Genomic DNA, 19,683 nt, shown 5'->3' on the forward strand with positions numbered 1-19,683 from the left:
GCGGGGCCCCGATAACACTTATCGGTGAGCACTCTCTCGCACAAGGGGGCGGGGGGCGCACGGGGGGCCGATGGAAGGGGCCGACGGAGGGACCCCGGGGCCGGCCGCGCGGCCGGTCGGGGGACCCCCTCCCGGGGCGGGGGCCGGTGCCGGACGGGTGTCGGTTCGCGCCACCCGGGGCCCCCGCCGGCCGTCGGGTCAGTGGCCGCGCAGCCCCCGGTCCACGGCCGTCATCAGCTCGCCGTCCGCCGTGTCGCCGTCCAGCGACCAGAACATCGCGCCGCCGAGGCCGTGCTCGCGGATGTACGCCGTCTTGGTGCGCAGCACCTGCGGGTCGTCGTAGGTCCACAGCGTCGTGCCGTCGAAGAGCCACGCGCTGCCCGCCCGGCGGTCCCGGTGCAGGGTGTACGCGCCGGAGTCGGCCAGTTTCCTCAGCGCCTTGTAGTCCTCGTACCCGGCGGACCACGTCGCGGGCGCCGGGCCCGTCGCCGGGCGGCCCATGCCGTCGCCGCCGCCGGTGACCCCGGTCCAGCCCTGACCGTAGAACGGCATGCCCATGACCAACTTGCCCGCGGGTGCCCCGCGCCGCAGCCACGCGTCCACCGTCCCGTCGACGCTGAAGTCGTTCCGCGCGTACAGGGCCGACTGCTGGGCGGTGGTCTTCTCGCCGGAGACGTGGAAGTCGTAACCCTGGAGCGTGACGAAGTCCAGGTTCCGCATGATCTTCGGGACCTCGAAGCCCGCGTCGATCTTGGCGGGGGCGGTCGGGACGAAGGCGGTCAGCTGGTACTTCTTCTTCTGGGTCCGCCCGTAGGCGTCGAGCTGGGTACGGAACTCCTGGACCAGCGCCGTGAAGTTGCGCCTGTCCTCCGGGCGGTGGGTGGTGTCGGTGTCCCCGGCCGACCCCGGCCACTCCCAGTCGAGGTCGATCCCGTCGAAGAGGCCCGCGGCCGCGCCCGCGCCGCCGCGGGCACCGTCCTGCGGCAGATTGCCCTTGATGTAGAGGTCGATGCAGGACGCGACGAGCGCCTTGCGCGAGGCGGGGGTCCGGGCGGCGTCCGAGAAGTGCGTGGACCAGCTCCAACCGCCCAGGGAAATCTGTGCCTTGAGGCCCGGATGCCGGGCCTTCAGCTCGCGCAGCTGGTTGAAATTGCCGGCGAGCGGCTGGTCCCAGGTGTCGGCCACGCCGTCGACCGAGCCCGCGGCGTCGAGCGGACGGCCGTAGTCCGCCCAGGCGTCGGCCTCGCCGGGGACGTTGCCGGTGAAGCACGTGCCGTCCGCGCCGATGTTGCCGAAGGCGTAGTTGACGTGGGTGAGCTTGGCGGCGGCGCCGCTCGTTTCGAGGTTCTTGACCTGGAAGTCGCGTCCGTAGACGCCCCATTGGGTGAAGTATCCGACGCGGTGGTAGGCGCGTCCGTGACCGGAGCCGCCCTCGGAAGGGGCGGTGGCGGCTCCTGCGGCGGGCGCGACGGCCGCCAGGAGGGACAGGGAACAGGCGGCGGCCAGCCTGCCGAGCGTACTGCGGCGCATGGGCTTCCTTTGCGGATGCGGGGAGTGGTGCTCCTGAGCCGTGCTGTGCGCGTGCTGTGCATCCGGAAGCTATTGGTCTGGACCAGGGCGGTCAAGGGGGCGGGCGGCCGATGTGGTCAAGGGTGCGGGTGGCGGACGTGTCACGGGGGCAGGTGTCGTACGTGCCGCGGGGTCGGGCGGCCGACGGTCCGGCTCAGGACAGGCTCCACTGGCCGATGTCGTCGGCGGACCCGCTGTTCAGTGCGAACTGCACGGCCGAGGCGCGGGCGTCCTGCGGCAGTTCGAAGGTGACGCAGCCGGTGGCGGAGTCGCCGGGCGCCAGGGACCGTCCTTCGGTGAACTCGGCCCCGGCCGTCGTCGGCAACGCCACGCCGGAATAGCGCTCACCGTCGGCGTCCAGGAGGTACGAGCCGCTGCGCGGCGGGTCGGCGTAGGCGGCCGTACCGGTGTTGAGCAGGCGGAACTCGACCGCGACGAGGCGCCCGGCCGGATCCCGCAGGGCGTGCGCGGCGCGCGGGGCCGCCGGGTCGGTCACGGCGACGAGGGTGACGTCGAGCAGCTCGCCCGGGCGGTTGCCGCGGAGCGAGATGGTCTCGCCGGTGGGGTCGGTGGCGGTCGTCGCCACGGGCCCGCTGACGGTGGTTGCCCCGGGCCCGGCGGCGGCCGTCGCCATGGGGCCGGCGGCCGTCGTCGCGGGTCCGACGGCCGTCGTCCCCGGCCCGGCGCCGAGACCGAGCAGGACCGGTACGGCGAGCGCGAGGGTGGCCAGGGGGGACCGGAGACGGCGCACGGCGGGACCTCCTCGGGCACGGGACACCTCCACCATCCGTCTCCTCCTCCCGCCCCGCCACCCGCGCGGTTCCCACGGGCCCGACCACATCGTGGAAGTGATTGGATCATCCGCCCGCCGCGTGCGAAGCTGGTGTCACCGGAGGGGCGTAGCTCAGTTGGTAGAGCGTTGGTCTCCAAAACCAAATGCCGTAGGTTCGAGTCCTGCCGCCCCTGCACGAAGAAGATCCGCCACAGCCCAGGTGGGAGCCCGCTCCCCCTGGGCTTTCGCGTGGTGCCGACGCGCCCCGCCGATGGCCCGGGCGCGGCCGGTCTGGCAGACTCGGCCGGGTTACCCGGGCGGCGCGGACCAGGAAACCGGTGTGAAACCGGTACGGTCCCGCCACTGTGACCGGGCCCTCGCGGCCCGGGAGTCAGACACTGACGCGCCGCCTCTTCACTTCGACCAGGGGACGAGGATCCCCCGGAGAGGCTTCGCCATGCCGCGTTTCCGCGCCGCCCTGCGCGCGCTCAGCCCGCTCGCCGCCCTGGCGCTCCTGATACCGCTCGCCGCCTGCGCCGCCACCCCGGACGAAGGGGCCCGCGACGGCGTCGCGCCGGACGGAACCACCCGGTCGGCGGCCGCCCCCGGGAGCGGGGGATTCCCGTACACCGTGACCAACTGCGGTGTGACGACGACGTACAAGGCCCCGCCCCGCCGCGCCGTCGCCATGAACCAGCACGCCACCGAATTGCTGCTCGCCCTCGGCCTCGGGGACCGGATGGCGGGCACCGCCTACCTCGACGACGCCGTCCTGCCCGCCTACCGGCCGGCCTACGACAAGATCAAGGTGCTGGCGAAGGAGTACCCCTCGAAGGAGCTGCTCCTCGGCGCCGACCCCGACTTCGTCTACGGCGGCTACTCCAGCGCCTTCGACGCCGCGCAGGGCCGCGACCGCGCCGCGTTGGGCAAGAGCGGCATCAACACCCGGCTCAGCGTGGAGTACTGCACCCCGGGACCGGTCCGGTTCGAGCAGCTGAAGACCGAGATCACCGAAGTCGCCCGCACCTTCGGCGTGCCCGAGCGGGGCGCGAGGCTGATCGAGGACGAGCAGCGCCGCATCGACGCGGTGACCGCCCGCGTCAAGGACAAGGCGCGCCCGAACGTCTTCGTCTACGACTCCGGCGAGGCCGCCGCCTTCACCTCGGGCGGCAACGGCATCGGCAACGAGATCGTCTCCCTCGCGGGCGGAAGGAACGTGTTCGCCGACCTCAAGGACACCTTCGGCGACGTGTCCTGGGAGAAGGTCATCGAACGCGAGCCCGACACCGTGCTGATCTACGACTACGGCGGGACGAGCGTCGAAGCGAAGAAGCAGCGTCTGGTGAACGATCCGGCCCTCGCGCGGGTTCCCGCGATCAGGGACCGCCGTTTCGTCGTCCTTCCGCTGTCCTCCGCCGTCCTCGGGGTCCGCGTCGCCGACGCCGTCACATCCCTGGCCGGCCAGCTGCACCCCGACGCCGCGTGACGGCGGACCGCCGCCGGGCCCCCCTCGTCCTCGTCCTCCTCGCCCTCGCGCTGGTCGGCGGCGCGGTGGCGGGCCTGGCCCTGGGGCCGGTGCGGATCGCTCCCGGCCGGGTGCTGGACATCGTCCTGGCCGGACCGCGTCCCGGCGCCTTCGCCTCCATCGTGTGGGACGTGCGGATGCCGCGCGTGCTGCTCGCCATGGCCGTCGGAGCCGGGCTGGCCGTCACGGGCGCCGTGCTGCAGGCCCTCGTACGCAACCAGCTGGCCGATCCGTTCCTGCTCGGCGCGTCCTCCGGCGCCTCGGCGGGCGCCGTGGCCGTCATCGTGCTCGGCCTCGGGGCGGGCGTCGCGACCAGTGTCACCCTGCCCCTCGCCGCCTTCGCCGGGTCGCTCGGCGCCCTCGTCACGGTGTACGCCCTCGCCCGGCGCGGCGGCGCCATGACCACCGGGCGGCTGATCCTCGCCGGCGTCGCGGTCCAGTACGTGCTCTCCGCGCTGACCAGCCTCGCTCTGGTCCTCTCGGCCCGGGCGGAGCAGGTCCGGTCCATCCTCTTCTGGACGCTCGGCGGTCTCGGCGGGGCGCGCTGGGACCAACTGGCCGTGGCCGCCGTGGTCCTGGCGGTGGGGACCGGACTGCTGCTCGCCCTCGCCCGACCGCTCGACCTGCTGCTCGCGGGGGAGGAGGACGCGCGCACCCTGGGACTCGACACCGGACGCTTCCGGGCCGCCGCCTTCGTGCTGGCCTCCCTCGTCATCGGGGTGCTGGTCGCCTTCAGCGGCGCGATCGGGTTCGTCGGGCTGATGGTTCCCCATGCGGCCCGGATGGTCGTGGGAGCCGGGCACCGGGCACTGCTGCCGGTGGCCGCGCTGGGCGGGGCCGTGTTCCTGACGCTGGCCGACCTGGTCGCCCGTACCGCCGCCGCGCCCGAGGAGATACCGGTCGGCGTCGTCACCGCGCTGATCGGCGGGCCGTTCTTCCTGTGGATGCTGCGGCGTTCCGGCCGCTCCGAGGGGGTGGCCGGATGACGGCGCCGGTGACCTCCGCGCCGCTGGAACTGCGGGCCGAGGCCGTACGTTACGAGGTCGACGGGAACACCCTGCTGCGCGGCATCGACCTCACCGCCCGCCCCGGTGAGACGGTCGGCGTGGTCGGTCCCAACGGCAGCGGCAAGACCACCTTGCTGCGCTGCGTCTACGGCACCTTGCGGCCCACCGCAGGCCGGGTGCTCCTGGACGGCGTGGACGCGGCCACGCTGGGCGTCAAGGAGCGGGCCCGGCGGGTGGCGGTCGTGCCGCAGGACGCGAGCGGCACCTTCGGGCTGACCGTGCGCGAGGTGGTGGCCATGGGGCGTGGTCCGCACAAGCGGTTCTGGGAACAGGACGGGCCGGCTGACGCCCGGCGCGTCACCGCAGCGCTGGCGACGGTCGGCGCCGAGGCCCTGGCCGCCCGCCGCTTCGACGAACTGTCCGGCGGCGAGCGCCAGCGTGCGCTGGTGGCCCGCGCCCTCGTCCAGGACCCCGCCCTGCTCGCGCTCGACGAGCCCACCAACCACCTCGACATCCGCTACCAGTTGGACGTCCTCCGCCTGGTCCGGGACCTGCCCGCCACGGCCTTACTGGTCCTGCACGACCTGAACCTCGCCGCGTCCTTCTGCGACCGGCTGTACGTCCTGGACGCGGGCCGCGCGGTGGCCTCGGGGCCGCCGGGCGAGGTGTTGACGGAGGAACTCCTGGCCGAGGTGTACGGCGTGCGCACGCGCATCCAGGTCCACCCGACGACGGGGGCGCCGCACATCGTCTATCTGCCGTGAGCGGGCGGTCCGGGCGGGTCCGGGGACGGCCGTCCCCGGACCGGCCCGGCGCGGTTTACTTCGGGGTCGCGCCGCTGCCGTAGGGGCGGGTGATGATTTCCATTCCGTGCCCGGACGGGTCCAGGAAGTACAGGCCCCGGCCCCCGTCGTTGCGGTTGATCTCGCCGGGCTGCTTCTGCATCGGATCGGCGAAGTACGGGACGCCTGCGGCCTGGATCCGCGCGAAGGACGCGTCGAACTCCGCCTCGGAGATCAGGAAGGCGTAGTGCTGAGGGGTGACGGTCCCGGACGGGACGGTGGCGAAGTCCAGCGTGACGCCGTTGGCGGTGTCGACGGGGATGAAGGGTCCCCACGCGGTGCCGACTTCGAGTCCGAGGACGTGCGCCAGGAACTGCGCCGACTCCCGGCCGTCCCGGGAATGGATGATGGTGTGGTTCAACTCGACCGACATGGGTGAATGCCTCCGTAAGGCACCTCACGGTCACCTCCATGCCTCACCCGGACGGTGACCGGCACGCGATGACGTGAACACGATCCTAGACGGTCGGCGCCGCGAAGCGCGGACGGCCCGAGCACCGAAGGCCGCCCAGCCGGTGCGGGAGGCCACTTGGAGCGGCGAAACGCAACTTCGACAGGTCCGGCCCAGGCGGTTACCTTCACCTGGTCGCGGCGATCGCCCACGGTTGCGCAGGAGTTCCCCGTCCGGCGATCCCCGTCCCCCACATCAAGCGGCCCGTCCCCAAGGAGAGACGCATGCCCCGTCTTGCCCTGTACACCTTCGGCGTCCTGACCTCACCGCTCGCCGATCCCGGACCTCTCACCCGTGCGTTCTACGACAGTGGTGAGGCCGTCTACCGGACGATCAGCCAGTACCCCGGATACCTCGCGCACGCCGAAGCGGCAGAAGGCGGCGGCCGGGGCGCGCTCTTCGACGCGGACTGGGGTGCGTGGGGAGAGTTCGTTGTACCGGCCTGGTACGGCAAGGGCCGCACGGCGGAGACCACCGCCCTGGCGGCGACCCTGTCCCTCTGGACCGATCTGCGCCCCGCCTTCGAAGCCATCTACACCGGTCCGCACCGCGAGGCGCTGAACAGGCGCCACGACTGGTTCGAGAGGACGGGACACCCGAATTACGCGTTCTGGTGGACCTCCGACGATGTGACACCCACCTGGCAGGACGGGGTTTCCAGGCTGGAACACCTCCACACCCACGGCCCGGCGCCGCACGCCTTCACCTTCCGGCACTCGTTCACCCCGGAGGGGACTCCGTGCACGCTCACGGGCACCGGCCCGCAGAGCGACCTGGCGCGCTGAGTCGCCGGTCGGCGCGATCACGCACCGCCGTACACCGCCTTGACGTTGTCCCGGGCCGGATGCGTCCGGCCGGCCGGGCCCGCCGCGAACACCCGCAGCAGGTTCTCCGTCACCCGGGTCGTCAGCGCCCCGGCGCGCGCGTCCAGCCCGTGGTTGGCGCCGCCGCGCCCGTCACCCTTCGCGTCGAGGGCCTCGACCCAGCGCATCGTCCCGGTGGCGAACACGCCGGCGCCGCTCGGGGTCGTGTAGTAGGCGGTGTCCTGGTGACTGGGCCGGCCCTCGCACACCACGGGGGAGTGGGCCAGTATCTCGATCGGCCGGGGCGTCGGGAAACCGGTGCTGACCTTGTCGTACTCCACTCCCACCAGGTGCGGGAAACGGTCGGTGGGCTTCACGCCCGTGCCCTCGAAGAGCCAGTGCCCCGGGTTGGTCACCACGTACGGGGCGTCCACCGGGTAGCCGTCGTAGATCACGCCCAGCAGCGAACTCTCGGGGTCCGCCCCGGGCGCGGAACGGAAGTCCACGGTGGCCGGGTGACCCCGGGTGAAGCCCGGGTCCTGAGCGTAGGACGTCTTGTAGCAGACGACGGTGCGGTCCGGGCCGAGGTCGCTCTCCTCCAGGCGGATGCGGCGGTAGCAGCAGTTCGCGCCGAGTATCGCGATGTTGCTCCCCGCGTCCCGGGCCGCCGTGATGTGCGCGCGCTGCTCGGGGGACCAGTACTCGTCGTGCCCGAGCGAGACGACCGTCGTGGCCCCCTCCAGCAGGCGCTTCTCGCGGGCCACGTCGGTGGTCGTGGTGTAGGCGAGGGGTATGCCGAGCCGCTCGGCCAGGGCGATCAGCGGGGCCTCGTAGACCAGGAACAGCCCCGCGCCGTCGTCGTACTCGTACGGCCGGTCGAAGGTCACCGACAGGGAACGGGAGGCGAAGCCGCCGCTCGGGCCGTCGTAACTGCTGTACCCGCCCCACTTGTTGTACGCCTGCCAGGTCGCCACCGCGTTGACGATGACGGTGCGGCCCTTGGTCGTGGCCGACCGCACGGTGACCGGGACGAACCGCTGGCCCTCGCCGCCCTGCGCGTCCAGGCGCAGCAGGTAGCTGCCCTCCGGCCAGTCCTTGGTCTCGACGGTGGTGGTCCGCGCCCACCGGGCCCGCACCATCCGCGTGCCCTGCTCCACCGAGGCCTCGGGCTGACGGGCACCGGTGATGGCCTGCGACCGCCACACCAGACGCGCCCGCGCTCCGCCGTACCAGCCCATCCGGTAGGCGGAGACGGTGAACCGGGGTGCCGTGGTCGACACGTGGAGCCCGAACGACTCGCCCGCGAGGACGCTCACCCGGTCGGCGAAGCCCTCGATCGCCCGCGCGGGTCCCGCCTTGGTCACGGCCCAGTCGGCGTTGCCCGGCCGCGCGTTCTCGGCCTTGACGTCGAAGGCGTGCGCCCCCGCCGTCCCCCCGGAACCGGCGGAACCCGACGGCTTCGGGCCGGCGCCCGGCGCACGGTCCCCGCCCGGGCCGTCGGCGGAGTCCGCGCCCTGCGCGCAGCCCGCCACAGCGGCGCCGAGTCCGGCCACTGTGGCCGCGCCCGTCGCGATCGCGAGGAACCGTCGCCTGCCCGCTCCTTCGCCGTGCCCGGCGATGTGCTGCTGATCCATGTAGGGCACGGTATGTCACCCGTTCGGGTGTGTTCGAACCGGGCAGGACGACGTGTTCTCGCGCCCCCCCGGTCCCTCAGCCCAGACGCACCACCACCTCCTCGGCGGCCCCCGCCGAGCGGGTGAGATCGGCGAACTCCAGCCGCAACACGGCGCCGGGGACGGCCGACACCACTCCCGCGGACCGGGAGAGGACCCCGGTGACGGGCCGGTGCCACACCACGGTCAAGGCGGTCCGGGTCCGGGACGGATCGCAGACCCGGACCCTCGCCGTCCCGTCCGCCCTTTCCCGGATGGTCACCGAGCACGGTCCGCCCGCCTCCACCGGACCGGCCGTCCCCGCCTGCCAGAGGTTCACCCCGGTGAATCCCAGGGACGGGACGCGCACGCCCTGCGCCACCTCCGAGTTGGCCAGGACGGTCAGCCAGCCGGGGGCGGCGGCCCGCGCCGCGGTCTGTACCGGCGTGGCGCCCGGGAGTATCTGGTGGACGTACGACCCCGCGGTGGGATCGGTTCCGTGGTCGTACCAGAGGGTCAGGTAGCGGCGCGTCAGTACGCTGGTGGAACCGCTCCGGTTCACGTCGCTCCACCGTCCGCTGCGCTGCTCCCGCAAGGCCCGGAACGCGCCCGCCCCCGACATGACGTACCCGCCGAACCCCGCGATGTGGGCCCAGCCCGGCGAGGGGAAGGCCGCGGACCAGCCCGGGTTCGCCGGCTGGACCGCGCCACCGATCGTCAGTGCGTGCGTACCGGAGGGCCCGAGATTGCGGTTGTCGATGACGGTCTCGACGACGGCGCCGTCCGTAGCCCGGATCCCCGCGCCCAGGCACACGATCGTGTCGGCCAGGAAGAACCAGGACAGGCGGGCGGTGAGAGTGCTGGACAGCCCCCGCAGGTGCTGGCCCACCGAGGCGAACTCCCCGTCCGTGGAGCCGCCCACCCACACCGCGTCCGGTCGGGAGGCCCCCCAGTCGCCCCCCGCGCCGTCGGCCAGCACCTTGCGCGAGACGGTGGTCCCGGGCAGCCGGTAGGGGTCCACGGTCGGCCAGAAGGCATCGGCGTACTGCCCGTTCCCGTACGTGGCGCCCCACCAGGAGAGCATTCCGCTGCCGGTGTGCCAGCCGCGCAGGTTCTCCCCGTTGCCCGTCTCGTAGTGGGCGATGCGCCGCGAGGCCATGGAGAGGGACGCCGCCCAGTCGGGCCGCCGGTGCGTGGCCCGGTCCATCGCGCCGAACACCCGGTGGCCGACCGGCTCCGGCGCGGCCAGGACCGCGGGGTCCTCCGCGACCGCGGCCAGCCGGATCAAGGAAGCCAGGGGCAGGGACTCGTCGGCGAGCGGGCGGCTGTAGTAATCGCGCGCCATCCACCCCTTCACCAGCGCCCGCCAGCGGGCCCGCTCGGCGGCGCTCGCTCCCTCGCCGAGCAGCACGATCCCGGCGAGCACCGCGTGGCCCCGGGCGTGGTCGTCCTGCCGCACCTGCCGGACGTCCGCCGCGGCCAGACCCCGGCTGATCGCCCGGCCGGAGACGCAGTCCATCATCAGGCCGTTGTAGAGGAAGGGGGCCCACGCCCGCTCCACCGCGTCGAAGACGATCTGCGCCCCGGGATCGGTCAGGGCCCAGGGCGTCCCCTTCAACACCCCGGCCAGCATGCCCAGGCCGCCGAGCAGCACCGCACCGTACGTGCCCGTGTACGGCACCCAGGAGTGCTGGACGAACGACCCGTCGCGGTACAGACCGTCCCCAGCGGTCACGTAGGGGAAGACCGGCGCGAGGGCGTCCCGGGCCAGGGCGATCTTGGCCGACTGCTTCCCGACCACGCCGCGCACCGCCAGCACCCGGCACAGATCCACCCGGTTCGCGCCGGTACTCGTCCCGCTGTACGCACCGACCGCGCTGTCCGGCACGAAGTGGTCCACAGCCGCGCAGAAATCGGCGATCCGCTCCGCCGACAACTGCTCGTACAGCAGCACGCACAGGTCCAGCAGCGCCTGCGGTGCACCGATCTGCCAGCAGTACCAGTTGCCGTACGGCGCCCGTCCCGCGTGGTAGGCCTGGGCGTGGAGGTGGTCCAGTCCGGTGAGCAGTGCCGTACGCAGGGCCGCCGAGCCCGTCAACCCCGTCCCGGGCCGGACGTAGGCCTCCGCCATGGTCCGCAGCCGGTAGTAGCTCTGCATCAGCATCTCGGGGTCCGTGGAGAACCCGAGGTCGGGCCAGAGCGAACCGGGACCCGGTGCCATGGCGGCCATCCAGCCCCCGGTCATGTCGCCGAGCGCGGCCAGCCGGGAGCGGAACGGCTCGGCCGCGATGTCGGGATCACCGCCCAGGACGAGGCCGCGCCACACCGCCCGCATGCCGTCGTGGACATCCCCCGCCGCGTCGGCGGCCGCCCGTCCGGCGGGCGCCCCGAGGAGGAACGCACCGCCGCCCGCGGTGGAGAGGAAGGCACGCCGACTCCATGAATCCGTCATCGCCAAATCCTTTCGGTCCGTGGAACAACCGAATCGCCGAATCGCCGTTCCAGGGCCATCGGCCGATCGGTCACTCGACATGGGCGCGGTAGCGCTCGATCACCTCCCGCAGCACCTCCGCGCCGTCCCGGGCCCACAGACCCGGCTGGAAGATCTCCACCTCGACCGCCCCCCGGTAACCCGCCGCGTCGGTCAGCTCGCGGAAGGACCTCAGGTCGATGCTTCCGTCGCCGAGCTGCCCACGCCCCAGCAGCACGCCCTCGGGGAGCGGCGTGACCCAGTCCGCCACCTGCACGGACACGATCCGCCCGCCATCACCCGCCCTGCGCAGCTCGGCGGGGAGCCGCTCGTCCCACCACACGTGGTAGGCGTCCGCCACCACCCCCACCTGCTCGGCGGGGAACAGCTCGGCGAGGTCGAGCGCTTGGCCGAGGGTGGACACCACACAGCGGTCCGAGGCGAACATCGGATGCAGCGGCTCGATGCCCAGCCGCACCCCGTGGGCGGCCGCCCACGGCGCCAGCTCACTCAGGACCGAGGCGATCCGCTCCCGCGCCCCCACCAGGTCCCGGTCCCCGTCGGGCAGCCCGCCCGACACCAGCACCAGCACGTCGGCGCCCAGTTCCGCCGCCTCCACCACGGCCCGGCGGTTGTCGTCGAGCGCGGCCGCCCGTTCCCCGGGTGCGGCGGCGGTGAAGAACCCGCCGCGACACAGCGAACTGACCCGGATCCCGGCGTCCGCGACGAGCTTCGCGGTCTCCCGCACCCCGAAGGCCCGTACCGGATCGCGCCACAACCCGACCGCCATCACCCCCGCGGCGGCGCATCCGGTCACCAGCTCGGGCACCGACCACTGGCGGATCGTCTCCTGATTGAGGCTCAGCCGAGCCGGCGCCCCCGTCACGACGCCACCCCGTGGACCGCCAGGAGACGGCGCATCCGGCGCTCCGCCCGCTCCGGATCCGGGAACAGACCCAGCAGATCGGCCCCCTCGTAGGCGGTGGCCAGATGGGGGAGGGAGCGGGCCGACTGGAGCCCGCCCAGCATCGTGAAGTGGTCCTGGTGCCCGGCCAGCCAGGCCAGGAAGACCACCCCGGTCTTGTAGTAGCGCGTCGGTCGGGCGAACACGTGCCGCGCCAGGCCCACCGTGCGGTCCAGCAGTGTCCGGAACCGCACCGGATCTCCCTCGTCGAGGGCCGAGGCGGCCCGGGCGGCAAGGGGGGCGATCGGGTCGAAGATTCCCAGCAGCGCGTCACTCGCGCCGTGCTCGTCTCCCTCGATCAGTTCCGGATAGTGGTAGTCGTCGCCCGTGTAGCAGCGCACCCCGGCGGGCAGCCGCCGCCGGATGTCCACTTCGCGGCCGGCGTCCAGCAGGGACACCTTGATGCCGTCCACCTTCTCCGGATGCTCGGCGATGAGCTTCAGAAAGACGTCGGTCGCGTCGTCCAGGTCCTGGTGCCCCCAGTAGCCGGTCAGCTCGGGGTCGAACATGGGGCCCAGCCAGTGCAGGACCACCGGCCGGGCGCTCTGGCGCAAGAGCCTCCCGTACACCTCCAGGTAGTCCTCCGGACCTCGGGCCGCGGCGGCGAGGGCCCGCGAGGCCATCAGGACGGCCGGGGCGCCGCACGCCTCGACGTGGGCCAGCTGTTCCTCATAGGCGGCGGTGATCACGGCGAGGGTGTGCCTGCCCGGGGGAAGCTGGTCGGTACCCGCCCCGCAGACGATCCGGCCCCCCACCGCCAGGGCGTCCGCTGCGGAGCGGCGGATCAACTCCGCGGCGGTGGGCCAGTCGAGCCCCATCCCGCGCTGCGCGGTGTCCATCGCCTCGGCCACCCCGAGTCCCTGGGCCCACAACCGATGTCGGAAGGCGAGCGTGCTCCCCCAGTCGACCGCGGGCGGGCCCACTGCGCAGGCGGCCAGTGGATCGGCGACCACATGTGCGGCGGAGTAGAACCGGCGGCTGCGGGCCGGGAGGAAGGCGAGCGGTTCCAACGGGTCGGCGCAGGGCTCGTAGACGCGGAGCCCGCCGTCCGCCGAGGGCAGTCGGATGCTCACAGCGCCACCTCCGGAACCGGCAGCCGCCGGCCCTCCGCCGAGGAGCGCAGGCCCAGCTCGGCGAGCTGCACCCCCCGCGCTCCGGCGAGCAGGTCCCACTGCCAGGGCTCGTCCCGCACGACGTGTCTGAGGAAGAGTTCCCACTGCGCCTTGAACCCGTTGTCCCAGGACGTGTTGTCCGGAACCTCCTGCCACTGGGCCCGGAACGGCTCGGTCTGCGGCAGGTCCGGATTCCAGACGGGTTTGGGGGTCGCCGCCCGGTGCTGGACGCGGCAGTCGCGCAGACCCGCCACCGCCGAACCGTGGGTACCGTCCACCTGGAACTCCAGCAGCTCGTCCCGGTGGACCCGCACCGCCCACGAGGAGTTGATCTGGGCGACGGCTCCGCCCTTCAGCTCGAAGATGCCGTAGGCCGCGTCGTCCGCCGTGGCCTCGTAGGGCTTGCCGTCCTCGTCCCAGCGGCGGCCGATGTGCGTGCGGGTGAGTGCCTGCACCGTGCGGACCGGCCCGAAGAGTTCGTGCAGCAGGTACTCCCAGTGGGGGAACATGTCGGCGACGATGCCGCCGCCGTCCTGCGCGCGGTAGTTCCAGGAGGGCCGCTGGGAGGGCTGCCAGTCCCCTTCGAAGACCCAATAGCCGAACTCGCCCCGCACCGAGAGGACCTCACCGAAGAAGCCGCCGTCGATCAGCCTCTTCAGCTTCAGCAGCCCGGGCAGGAACAGCTTGTCCTGGACCACGCCGTGCTTGACCCCTGCGGACGCGGCGAGCCGGGCCAGCCGCAGGGACGACGCGAAGGTGAGCGCGGTCGGCTTCTCGCAGTAGACGTGCTTGCCCGCGGTGATGGCCTCGGCCAGAGCCGCCTCGCGGGCGCTGGTGACCTGGGCGTCGAAGTAGATCTCCACCTCGGGATCGGCGAGGACGGCAGCGAGGTCCGTGCTCACGTGCTCCAGGCCGTGCCGCTCGGCGAGGGTGCGCAGCGCCGCCTCCCGGCGGCCCACCAGCACCGGCTCGGGCCAGAGCACGGTGCCGTCGCCCAGGTCCAGCCCTCCCTGCTCGCGCAGCGCGAGCAGAGAACGGACCAGATGCTGGCGGTACCCCATCCGCCCCGTCACGCCGTTCATGGCGATCTTGATCGTCCTGCGCTCCATGGTGACCTCCTTCTCCGTGCTGCCGGTGCTTGATAGAAAGCGCTTTCACTTCGTTCAGGCTAGAGCTGTGGATCTGACCACGGCAAGACTCTTTCGGGTGATAGAAAGCGCTTTCTAAATTTGCGATTATGAAGCTCCACACACCGGACCGAACGAGGTCCGGGCAGCACGGAAGGGGCCAAGTGATGGCGGTGACTCTGGCAGAGGTCGCGGACCACGCGGGCGTATCGCCCGCGACGGTCTCGCGCGTACTCAACGGCGGATACCCCGTGGCGGGCGGCACCCGGACCCGGGTGGAGCGGGCGATCGAGGAACTCGGCTATGTGGCCAACGGTCCGGCGCGCGCCCTCGCGGCGGCCACCTCCGACCTGGTCGGCGTCCTCGTCCATGACGTGGCCGACAGCTTCTTCGGTATCCTCGCCGGTTCGCTGCAGAGCGCGCTCGGCCCGCAGAGCGGCCACCCCGGGGGCCGGCGGCTCGCCGTGGTCTGCAACACCGAAGGCGAGCCCGCCGCCGAACTGGCCTACCTGACCCTGCTCGAAGGCCAGCGGGCCGGGGGCGTCGTGCTCACCGGCGGCGCCGCGGAGGAGCCCGAGCACACCGCGGCGCTGACCGCCCGCGTCACCCGGATCGCTTCCACCGGCGTCCCGGTGGTGTTGTGCGGCCGCCCTCCGCTGCCCGTTCCGGCGGCGCTGCCCGTCGCCACCGTCATGTTCGACGACCACGGCGGCGCGTTCCGCCTCGCGGAACACCTGCTGAGCCTGGGACACCGTCGGATCGCCTACGTCGCGGGGCCGCCCGGTCTCAGCACCACCCGCGAACGCCTCGCCGGACACCGCGCCGCCCTGCACCGCCAGGATCCCGCCCTGGCCAGGGCCTGCGCTCCACTGACCGTCCACGCGAGCTTCGACCGCTCCGCCGGCTATGACGCCACCTGCGAACTCCTGCGCCGTGGGGCGTCCTTCACCGCAGTCGTCGCCGCCAACGACACGGTCGCGACCGGAGTCGCCGCGGCCCTGCGGGAGGAGGGGATACGGATCCCCGAGGACGTGTCCGTGGCAGGCTTCGACGACCTGCCCTTCTGCGTGGACACGGCCCCGGCCCTCACCACGGTGCGGGTGCCGCTGCGGGACGCGGGCACGCTCGCCGCGCAGCTGGTCACGGGACGCCGACTGCCCCCGCCCGGCGGCATCACCACCCTGTCCACCGAACTGATGGTGCGCGGCTCCACCGCGCCCCCACCCATCGGGAGCCGGTCATGAAGTACGCCTTCTCCACGCTCGGCATGCCGGGCACCCCGCTCGCGGAGGCCGCGGCCCTTGCCGCCGCCCACGGATACGACGGGGTGGAACTCCGCGCCCATCCCGAGGAGTCCCTCCACAGCGGCTCCCCGGCCACCGACCGGACCGCCGCGGTCCGGGCCTTCGCCGCCGCCGGGGTCGGCATCCTCACCGTCGCCGGCTACGCCCGGGTCGCGGCCGAGGGGCCCGACGAACCGGTCCTCGACGAACTGCGGGGGCTGACCGCCCTCGCCGTCGACCTCGGTGCCCCCTACGTCCGGGTCTTCCCCGGCGGGGGAGACCGGGAACCTTCCGCAGCGGATGCGACGGCGGTGCGCCGACTCGCCGCCGTCGCACCGTTCGCCGAGCGGGAGGGAGTCCGGATCCTCCTGGAGACCCACGACTCCCACCGCACGGGGGCCGACGCCGCCCGGGTACTGGGCCGTGTCGGGCATCCCGGCGCGGGCGTCCTCTGGGACGTACTGCACACCTGGCTCGGCGGCGAGAGCCCGGCCCGGTCGGCCCGGGAACTGACCGGCCACCTGGGCTACATACAGGTGAAGGACGTGGCATCGGCTGCGGACCTGACCCCGCTGAGCCTGGGGTGCGGGACGCTCCCGCTGGCCGAGGCGGTGGCCGCGGCGCCGCCCGGGGGCTGGCTGTGCTGGGAGTACGAGAGACGCTGGTACCCCGGCGCACAAGAGCTGCCTGGCCTGCTCACCTCGGGCCGGGAGCACCTGGCCGGGCTGGTGCGGGCGGCGCGGAAGGAGGCGGCTCACGCCGAGTAGGCCAGTCGGCCCGGATCGACGGCGTAGCGGAAACCGGCACCGCGGGCGTACCGCTCCAACTCCTCGATGGCCGTGGCCGCCAGACGGTCCAGCTCCCCGCCCAGCGAACCGGCCACATGGGGGGTGAGGAGCACGTTCGGCAGGTTGAACAGGGGGGAGGCGCTGGGCAGGACTTCCGGTTCGGTGTGATCCAGCACGGCGTGCAGGCGGCCGGAGACCAGTTCCTCGGTCAGCGCCGCGGTGTCGACCAGGGCGCCGCGGGCGGTGTTGATCAGCGTGGCGCCGTCCCGCATCAGGGCGAGCCGGGGACCGTCGAGCAGGTGGCGGGTCCGGGGGAGCGCGGGGGCATGGAGGCTGACCACGTCACTGCGGGACAGCAGTTCGTCCAGGGCGACGGACTCCGCGCCCATCGCCTCCAGCTCGGCAGCGTCTGCGTACGGATCGTGGACGAGCACCCGCAGGTCGAAGGGGCGCAGCAGCTCCAGCACCCGCCGCCCGATCAGGGAGGCCCCGACCAGGCCGACCGTACGGCGGTAGTTGCCCACGGCCGGATAGCGGCTCAGCAGGTCGATCGGGCCGCGCGTGGTCCGGTAGAGGTGAGCCGATTCCAACACGCGCTTGTTGGCGAAGAGGATCGCGGCGAGCGTGTACTCGGCGACGGGCACCGCGTTGGCCGCGGCCGCGCTGGACACGAGCAGCCCGCGTTCCCAGCAGGCCTCGGTGACGTGGTGTTTGACGCTGCCGGCCGCGTGGACCACCGCGCGCAGTCGGGGCATCCGCTCCAGGGCCGCCGCGTCCAGCGGCGGACAGCCCCAGCCGGTGAGCAGCACCTCGGTGGCGTCGAGCCGGTGACCGGCCAGGGCGGCGGGGTCGGTGAGGTCGGTGGCGTCGGTGAGAAGGAGGTCGGGGTCCACATCGGCGATCCGGTGGAGTTCGGACACGGTGCGCGGATCGCTCAGGACGGCGGCGCGGGTGCCGGGGCTCATGGCGAGGAGGGTGACGGGACGGTGGATCACTTGACGGCTCCCGCTGTGAGACCCGAGCGCCAGAAGCGCTGGAGACCGAGGAAGGCCAGGACCAGCGGGACGACGGCGACGAGCGAACCGGTGATGACGAGGGGGTACAGCTCCGGCTGCTGGTAGACGCTGCGGTTCCACATGAACAGGCCGAGGCTGACGGGGTAGAGGCGCTCGTCGTTCAGCATGGTCAGCGCGCCGTAGAAGTTGTTCCAGATGGCCGTGAAGGTGAACAGGAAGATGGTCACAAACCCGGGCCAGAGCATCGGGAACGACACGTGGGTGAAGACGCGCAGTTCACTCGCGCCGTCCATCCGGGCGGCGGCGAGCACCTCGTCGGGGACGTAGCCCTCGGCGAACACCCGGGCCAGGTACACCCCGAAGGGGTTGACGAGGGCGGGGACCAGATAGGCCCAGTAGGTGTTGACGGCCCCGGCGGCCGAAGCGATGAGGTAAAGGGGGAGTTGGAGCACGGTCGCGGGTACCAGGACACCGGCGAGGACGACGCCGAAGAGCCGTTCCTTGTGCCGGAAGTCGTAGGCGTGGAAGGCATACCCGCAGGCCACGCTCATGAGGGCGGACACCACGGAGCCGATCACGGTGTAGAGGAGGCTGTTGCCGAGCCAGCGGCCGAAGATGCCGTCGTTGTACGAGAAGACATCGCGGAGGTTGGCGAGGAGGTGGAAGGCGCCGAAGGCGTAGGGATCGGTGGCGAAGAGGTCGCGCCGGTTCTTGGTGGCGGCCACGACCAGCCAGGCGAGGGGCATCAGGGTGTAGGCGGCGACCAGCAGCAAAGCGGCGTTGACGGCGGCTTTGGAGAGGAGGCCGGAGGGACCGCGCCGCACCGCGGGCCGGGTGAGCGTGTGGGTCATGCGGCCCTCCAGCGGTTGCCGAGCTTGGTGACGACGTACGAGGCGGCTCCCGCGACCAGGGGCGAGGAGCAGGGCGGCCGCCGCGGCGAGGCCGTAGTCGTGGCTCTTGAACGCGGCGCTGAAGATGTACATCGTCGGGGACCAGGATTCGCCCATTTCGTTGGCCCGGAGTTGCAGCAACTGGGGTGCGTCGAAGAGCTGCACCGCGCCGACGCAGGTGAACAGCACGGTGAGGACGAGGGTGGGCCGGATGCTCGGCACCTTGACCTGGAGCGCGGTGCGGATGGCTCCGGCGCCGTCCATGGTGGCGGCCTCCAGGGTCTCCCGGGGTACGGCCTGGAGCCCGGCGAAAAAGATGATCATGTTGTAGCCCATCCACTGCCAGGCCGAGATGTTGACGACGGACAGCAGGGCCTCGTCGCGGCCGAAGAAGTTCCAGGAGAGTCCGGCGCCGTCGAGGACGTCCAGCACCGGGCTCATACCGGGGGTGTAGAGGTACAGCCAGATCACGGCGGCGATCAGGCCGGGGACGGCGTGCGGCAGGTAGAAGGCGATCTGGAAGAACCGTTTGGCGCGGGCGAGGGTGGAGTCCAGCAGGAGGGCGAGGAGCAGGGCGCCGCCGACCATGACCGGGACGTAGAGCAGGCAGTAGACGGCGACATGGCGGAAGGAGGCCAGGAAGAGGGGATCGCCGAGGGCGTTGGTGTAGTTCCCGATTCCGCTGAACACGCGCTGCGTGCCGCCGAAGCCGAGACCGGACTGCTCGTCGTGGAAGAGGCTCAACCAGGCGGCGTACCCGATGGGGGCCACGGTGACGAGGGCGAAGAGGAGGAAGAAGGGAGCCATGAAGAGCACGGGGGCCGATACCGTGCCGGGCAGGCGGCTGCCCTTGGCTCGGCGTTGCGAACCGGCCCCCGTGCCGGTGGCTTCGCCGGTGCTGGTGGTGGGCTTCGCGCCGGAGGCGTTGCCCGGGCCGGGACTGGTCCGCAGTCCGTCCGCCAGCTCGGGGCAGTTGGCGAGGCGGGGCCCGGTGCCGTAGGCGGTGGCGGGCTGCGTGGCTGGGGCGTCGCCCGTGGGACTGGTTTCCGTCGCGGCAGCCAGCCCAGGGCCGTCGACGAGATCTGGGCCGCCGCCGAGGCCGGCAAAAGTGCGAGGCTCGGCCCCCGAGCCTGCGCCGGGTGCCGTGCCGGGGCCACGGCCGAACCCCACGCCGAAGGCGTTGACCGCGCCGGGGGTGCATCTCGTAGCGGCGGCCGGCTCGGGGGCGTCGAGGAGCCCGGGGCTGTCGCCGAGGCCGGGCTCAGTGCCGGACCCGGGCTCAGTGCCGGACCCGGGCCCAGGGCCGGACCCGGGCCACGTGCCGGCCTCCGGCCCGGTGCCGGACCCGGGCCCAGGGCCGGACCTGGGCCACGTGCCGGCCTCCGGCCCGGTGCCGGACCCGGGCTCAGTGC

At 72.8% G+C, this 19,683-nt stretch carries 16 protein-coding genes, 1 tRNA gene, 1 pseudogene and 1 riboswitch; of the genes and pseudogenes, 7 read left to right on the forward strand and 11 right to left on the reverse strand.

What is annotated here, in order from left to right:
* Nucleotides 1-198: 198 nt before the first annotated feature.
* A complete protein-coding gene (locus ABZY31_RS21010; protein WP_356412543.1) occupies nt 199-1,530 on the reverse strand; it encodes a glycoside hydrolase family 18 protein in 1,332 nt (443 codons plus the stop codon).
* A 193-nt stretch (nt 1,531-1,723) separates the two neighbouring features.
* On the reverse strand, nt 1,724-2,320 hold the full coding sequence (locus ABZY31_RS21015; protein WP_356412545.1) for a hypothetical protein: 597 nt from the start codon (nt 2,318-2,320) through the stop codon (nt 1,724-1,726).
* A gap of 142 nt (nt 2,321-2,462) precedes the next feature.
* Here ABZY31_RS21015 and ABZY31_RS21020 point away from each other — a divergent pair.
* The 4 genes from ABZY31_RS21020 (at nt 2,463) to ABZY31_RS21035 (ending at nt 5,637) form a co-directional block, all read left to right on the forward strand.
* A tRNA-Trp gene (locus tag ABZY31_RS21020) sits at nt 2,463-2,535 on the forward strand.
* Nucleotides 2,536-2,631: 96 nt separating this feature from the next.
* A riboswitch (cobalamin riboswitch) is annotated at nt 2,632-2,762 on the forward strand.
* A 36-nt stretch (nt 2,763-2,798) separates the two neighbouring features.
* Nucleotides 2,799-3,827: an ABC transporter substrate-binding protein gene (locus tag ABZY31_RS21025; protein ID WP_356412547.1), complete on the forward strand. Its 1,029-nt coding sequence runs from the start codon at nt 2,799-2,801 to the stop codon at nt 3,825-3,827.
* Complete coding sequence (locus tag ABZY31_RS21030) at nt 3,824-4,852, forward strand: iron ABC transporter permease (protein ID WP_356412548.1); 1,029 nt, start codon at nt 3,824-3,826, stop codon at nt 4,850-4,852. Before ABZY31_RS21025 ends, ABZY31_RS21030 begins: the two co-directional genes overlap by 4 nt.
* Nucleotides 4,849-5,637 (forward strand): ABC transporter ATP-binding protein, encoded by a 789-nt coding sequence (locus ABZY31_RS21035; protein ID WP_356412550.1) that lies wholly within the window; start codon nt 4,849-4,851, stop codon nt 5,635-5,637. The genes ABZY31_RS21030 and ABZY31_RS21035 overlap by 4 nt, the downstream gene beginning before the upstream one ends.
* A gap of 55 nt (nt 5,638-5,692) precedes the next feature.
* Here ABZY31_RS21035 and ABZY31_RS21040 read toward each other — a convergent pair whose 3' ends face one another.
* A complete protein-coding gene (locus ABZY31_RS21040) occupies nt 5,693-6,088 on the reverse strand; it encodes a VOC family protein (RefSeq protein ID WP_356412552.1) in 396 nt (131 codons plus the stop codon).
* A 302-nt stretch (nt 6,089-6,390) separates the two neighbouring features.
* On the opposite strand from ABZY31_RS21040, the gene ABZY31_RS21045 reads away from it, so the two are divergent.
* Nucleotides 6,391-6,951 carry a DUF3291 domain-containing protein gene (locus tag ABZY31_RS21045; RefSeq protein ID WP_356412554.1) on the forward strand — a complete coding sequence of 187 codons (561 nt, stop codon included), beginning with the start codon at nt 6,391-6,393 and terminating at the stop codon, nt 6,949-6,951.
* 17 nt (nt 6,952-6,968) lie between these two features.
* Here ABZY31_RS21045 and ABZY31_RS21050 read toward each other — a convergent pair whose 3' ends face one another.
* The 5 genes from ABZY31_RS21050 to ABZY31_RS21070 all read right to left on the reverse strand — a co-directional run bounded on the left by ABZY31_RS21050 (nt 6,969) and on the right by ABZY31_RS21070 (nt 14,276).
* Nucleotides 6,969-8,603 carry a N,N-dimethylformamidase beta subunit family domain-containing protein gene (locus ABZY31_RS21050; RefSeq protein WP_356412555.1) on the reverse strand — a complete coding sequence of 545 codons (1,635 nt, stop codon included), beginning with the start codon at nt 8,601-8,603 and terminating at the stop codon, nt 6,969-6,971.
* A 76-nt stretch (nt 8,604-8,679) separates the two neighbouring features.
* Nucleotides 8,680-11,073 carry a polysaccharide lyase 8 family protein gene (locus ABZY31_RS21055; RefSeq protein WP_356412557.1) on the reverse strand — a complete coding sequence of 798 codons (2,394 nt, stop codon included), beginning with the start codon at nt 11,071-11,073 and terminating at the stop codon, nt 8,680-8,682.
* 70 nt (nt 11,074-11,143) lie between these two features.
* On the reverse strand, nt 11,144-11,977 hold the full coding sequence (locus ABZY31_RS21060; protein ID WP_356412559.1) for a sugar phosphate isomerase/epimerase family protein: 834 nt from the start codon (nt 11,975-11,977) through the stop codon (nt 11,144-11,146).
* Nucleotides 11,974-13,128 (reverse strand): dihydrodipicolinate synthase family protein, encoded by a 1,155-nt coding sequence (locus tag ABZY31_RS21065; RefSeq protein ID WP_356412560.1) that lies wholly within the window; start codon nt 13,126-13,128, stop codon nt 11,974-11,976. The genes ABZY31_RS21060 and ABZY31_RS21065 overlap by 4 nt, the downstream gene beginning before the upstream one ends.
* Complete coding sequence (locus tag ABZY31_RS21070) at nt 13,125-14,276, reverse strand: Gfo/Idh/MocA family oxidoreductase (RefSeq protein WP_356412562.1); 1,152 nt, start codon at nt 14,274-14,276, stop codon at nt 13,125-13,127. The genes ABZY31_RS21065 and ABZY31_RS21070 overlap by 4 nt, the downstream gene beginning before the upstream one ends.
* A 185-nt stretch (nt 14,277-14,461) precedes the next feature.
* Between ABZY31_RS21070 and ABZY31_RS21075 the strand changes: the two genes are divergently transcribed.
* Entirely contained in the window at nt 14,462-15,538 is a 1,077-nt protein-coding gene (locus ABZY31_RS21075) for a LacI family DNA-binding transcriptional regulator (protein ID WP_356412563.1), read from the forward strand.
* Entirely contained in the window at nt 15,535-16,344 is an 810-nt protein-coding gene (locus ABZY31_RS21080) for a sugar phosphate isomerase/epimerase family protein (RefSeq protein ID WP_356412565.1), read from the forward strand. The genes ABZY31_RS21075 and ABZY31_RS21080 overlap by 4 nt, the downstream gene beginning before the upstream one ends.
* On the opposite strand, the gene ABZY31_RS21085 is transcribed toward ABZY31_RS21080, so the two are convergent.
* The 3 genes and pseudogenes from ABZY31_RS21085 to ABZY31_RS21095 all read right to left on the reverse strand — a co-directional run.
* Complete coding sequence (locus ABZY31_RS21085) at nt 16,332-17,330, reverse strand: hydroxyacid dehydrogenase (protein WP_356412571.1); 999 nt, start codon at nt 17,328-17,330, stop codon at nt 16,332-16,334. The two genes, ABZY31_RS21080 and ABZY31_RS21085, sit on opposite strands and share 13 nt — an antisense overlap.
* Nucleotides 17,331-17,356: 26 nt before the next feature.
* The gene (locus tag ABZY31_RS21090) at nt 17,357-18,232 is read right to left on the reverse strand and encodes a carbohydrate ABC transporter permease (protein WP_356412573.1); all 876 of its coding nucleotides are present in this window, start codon (nt 18,230-18,232) and stop codon (nt 17,357-17,359) included.
* A 129-nt stretch (nt 18,233-18,361) separates the two neighbouring features.
* Nucleotides 18,362-19,078 (reverse strand): annotated as a pseudogene (locus tag ABZY31_RS21095) (sugar ABC transporter permease); the annotation flags it as partial.
* Between the last annotated feature and the right edge of the window lie 605 nt (nt 19,079-19,683).

This window comes from Streptomyces sp. NPDC006529, from assembly GCF_040611795.1.
Taxonomy (GTDB): Bacteria; Actinomycetota; Actinomycetes; order Streptomycetales; family Streptomycetaceae; genus Streptomyces.

Excerpts from the sequence above, each read along its gene's own strand:
- ABZY31_RS21010 (WP_356412543.1), bottom strand. The coding sequence starts at position 1,530 with ATGCGCCGCAGTACGCTCGGCAGGCTGGCCGCCGCCTGTTCCCTGTCC.
- ABZY31_RS21025 (WP_356412547.1), top strand. The coding sequence starts at position 2,799 with ATGCCGCGTTTCCGCGCCGCCCTGCGCGCGCTCAGCCCGCTCGCCGCC.
- ABZY31_RS21035 (WP_356412550.1), top strand. The coding sequence starts at position 4,849 with ATGACGGCGCCGGTGACCTCCGCGCCGCTGGAACTGCGGGCCGAGGCC.
- ABZY31_RS21040 (WP_356412552.1), bottom strand. The coding sequence starts at position 6,088 with ATGTCGGTCGAGTTGAACCACACCATCATCCATTCCCGGGACGGCCGG.
- ABZY31_RS21045 (WP_356412554.1), top strand. The coding sequence starts at position 6,391 with ATGCCCCGTCTTGCCCTGTACACCTTCGGCGTCCTGACCTCACCGCTC.
- ABZY31_RS21050 (WP_356412555.1), bottom strand. The coding sequence starts at position 8,603 with ATGGATCAGCAGCACATCGCCGGGCACGGCGAAGGAGCGGGCAGGCGA.
- ABZY31_RS21055 (WP_356412557.1), bottom strand. The coding sequence starts at position 11,073 with ATGACGGATTCATGGAGTCGGCGTGCCTTCCTCTCCACCGCGGGCGGC.
- ABZY31_RS21070 (WP_356412562.1), bottom strand. The coding sequence starts at position 14,276 with ATGGAGCGCAGGACGATCAAGATCGCCATGAACGGCGTGACGGGGCGG.
- ABZY31_RS21075 (WP_356412563.1), top strand. The coding sequence starts at position 14,462 with ATGGCGGTGACTCTGGCAGAGGTCGCGGACCACGCGGGCGTATCGCCC.
- ABZY31_RS21080 (WP_356412565.1), top strand. The coding sequence starts at position 15,535 with ATGAAGTACGCCTTCTCCACGCTCGGCATGCCGGGCACCCCGCTCGCG.
- ABZY31_RS21085 (WP_356412571.1), bottom strand. The coding sequence starts at position 17,330 with ATGAGCCCCGGCACCCGCGCCGCCGTCCTGAGCGATCCGCGCACCGTG.
- ABZY31_RS21090 (WP_356412573.1), bottom strand. The coding sequence starts at position 18,232 with ATGACCCACACGCTCACCCGGCCCGCGGTGCGGCGCGGTCCCTCCGGC.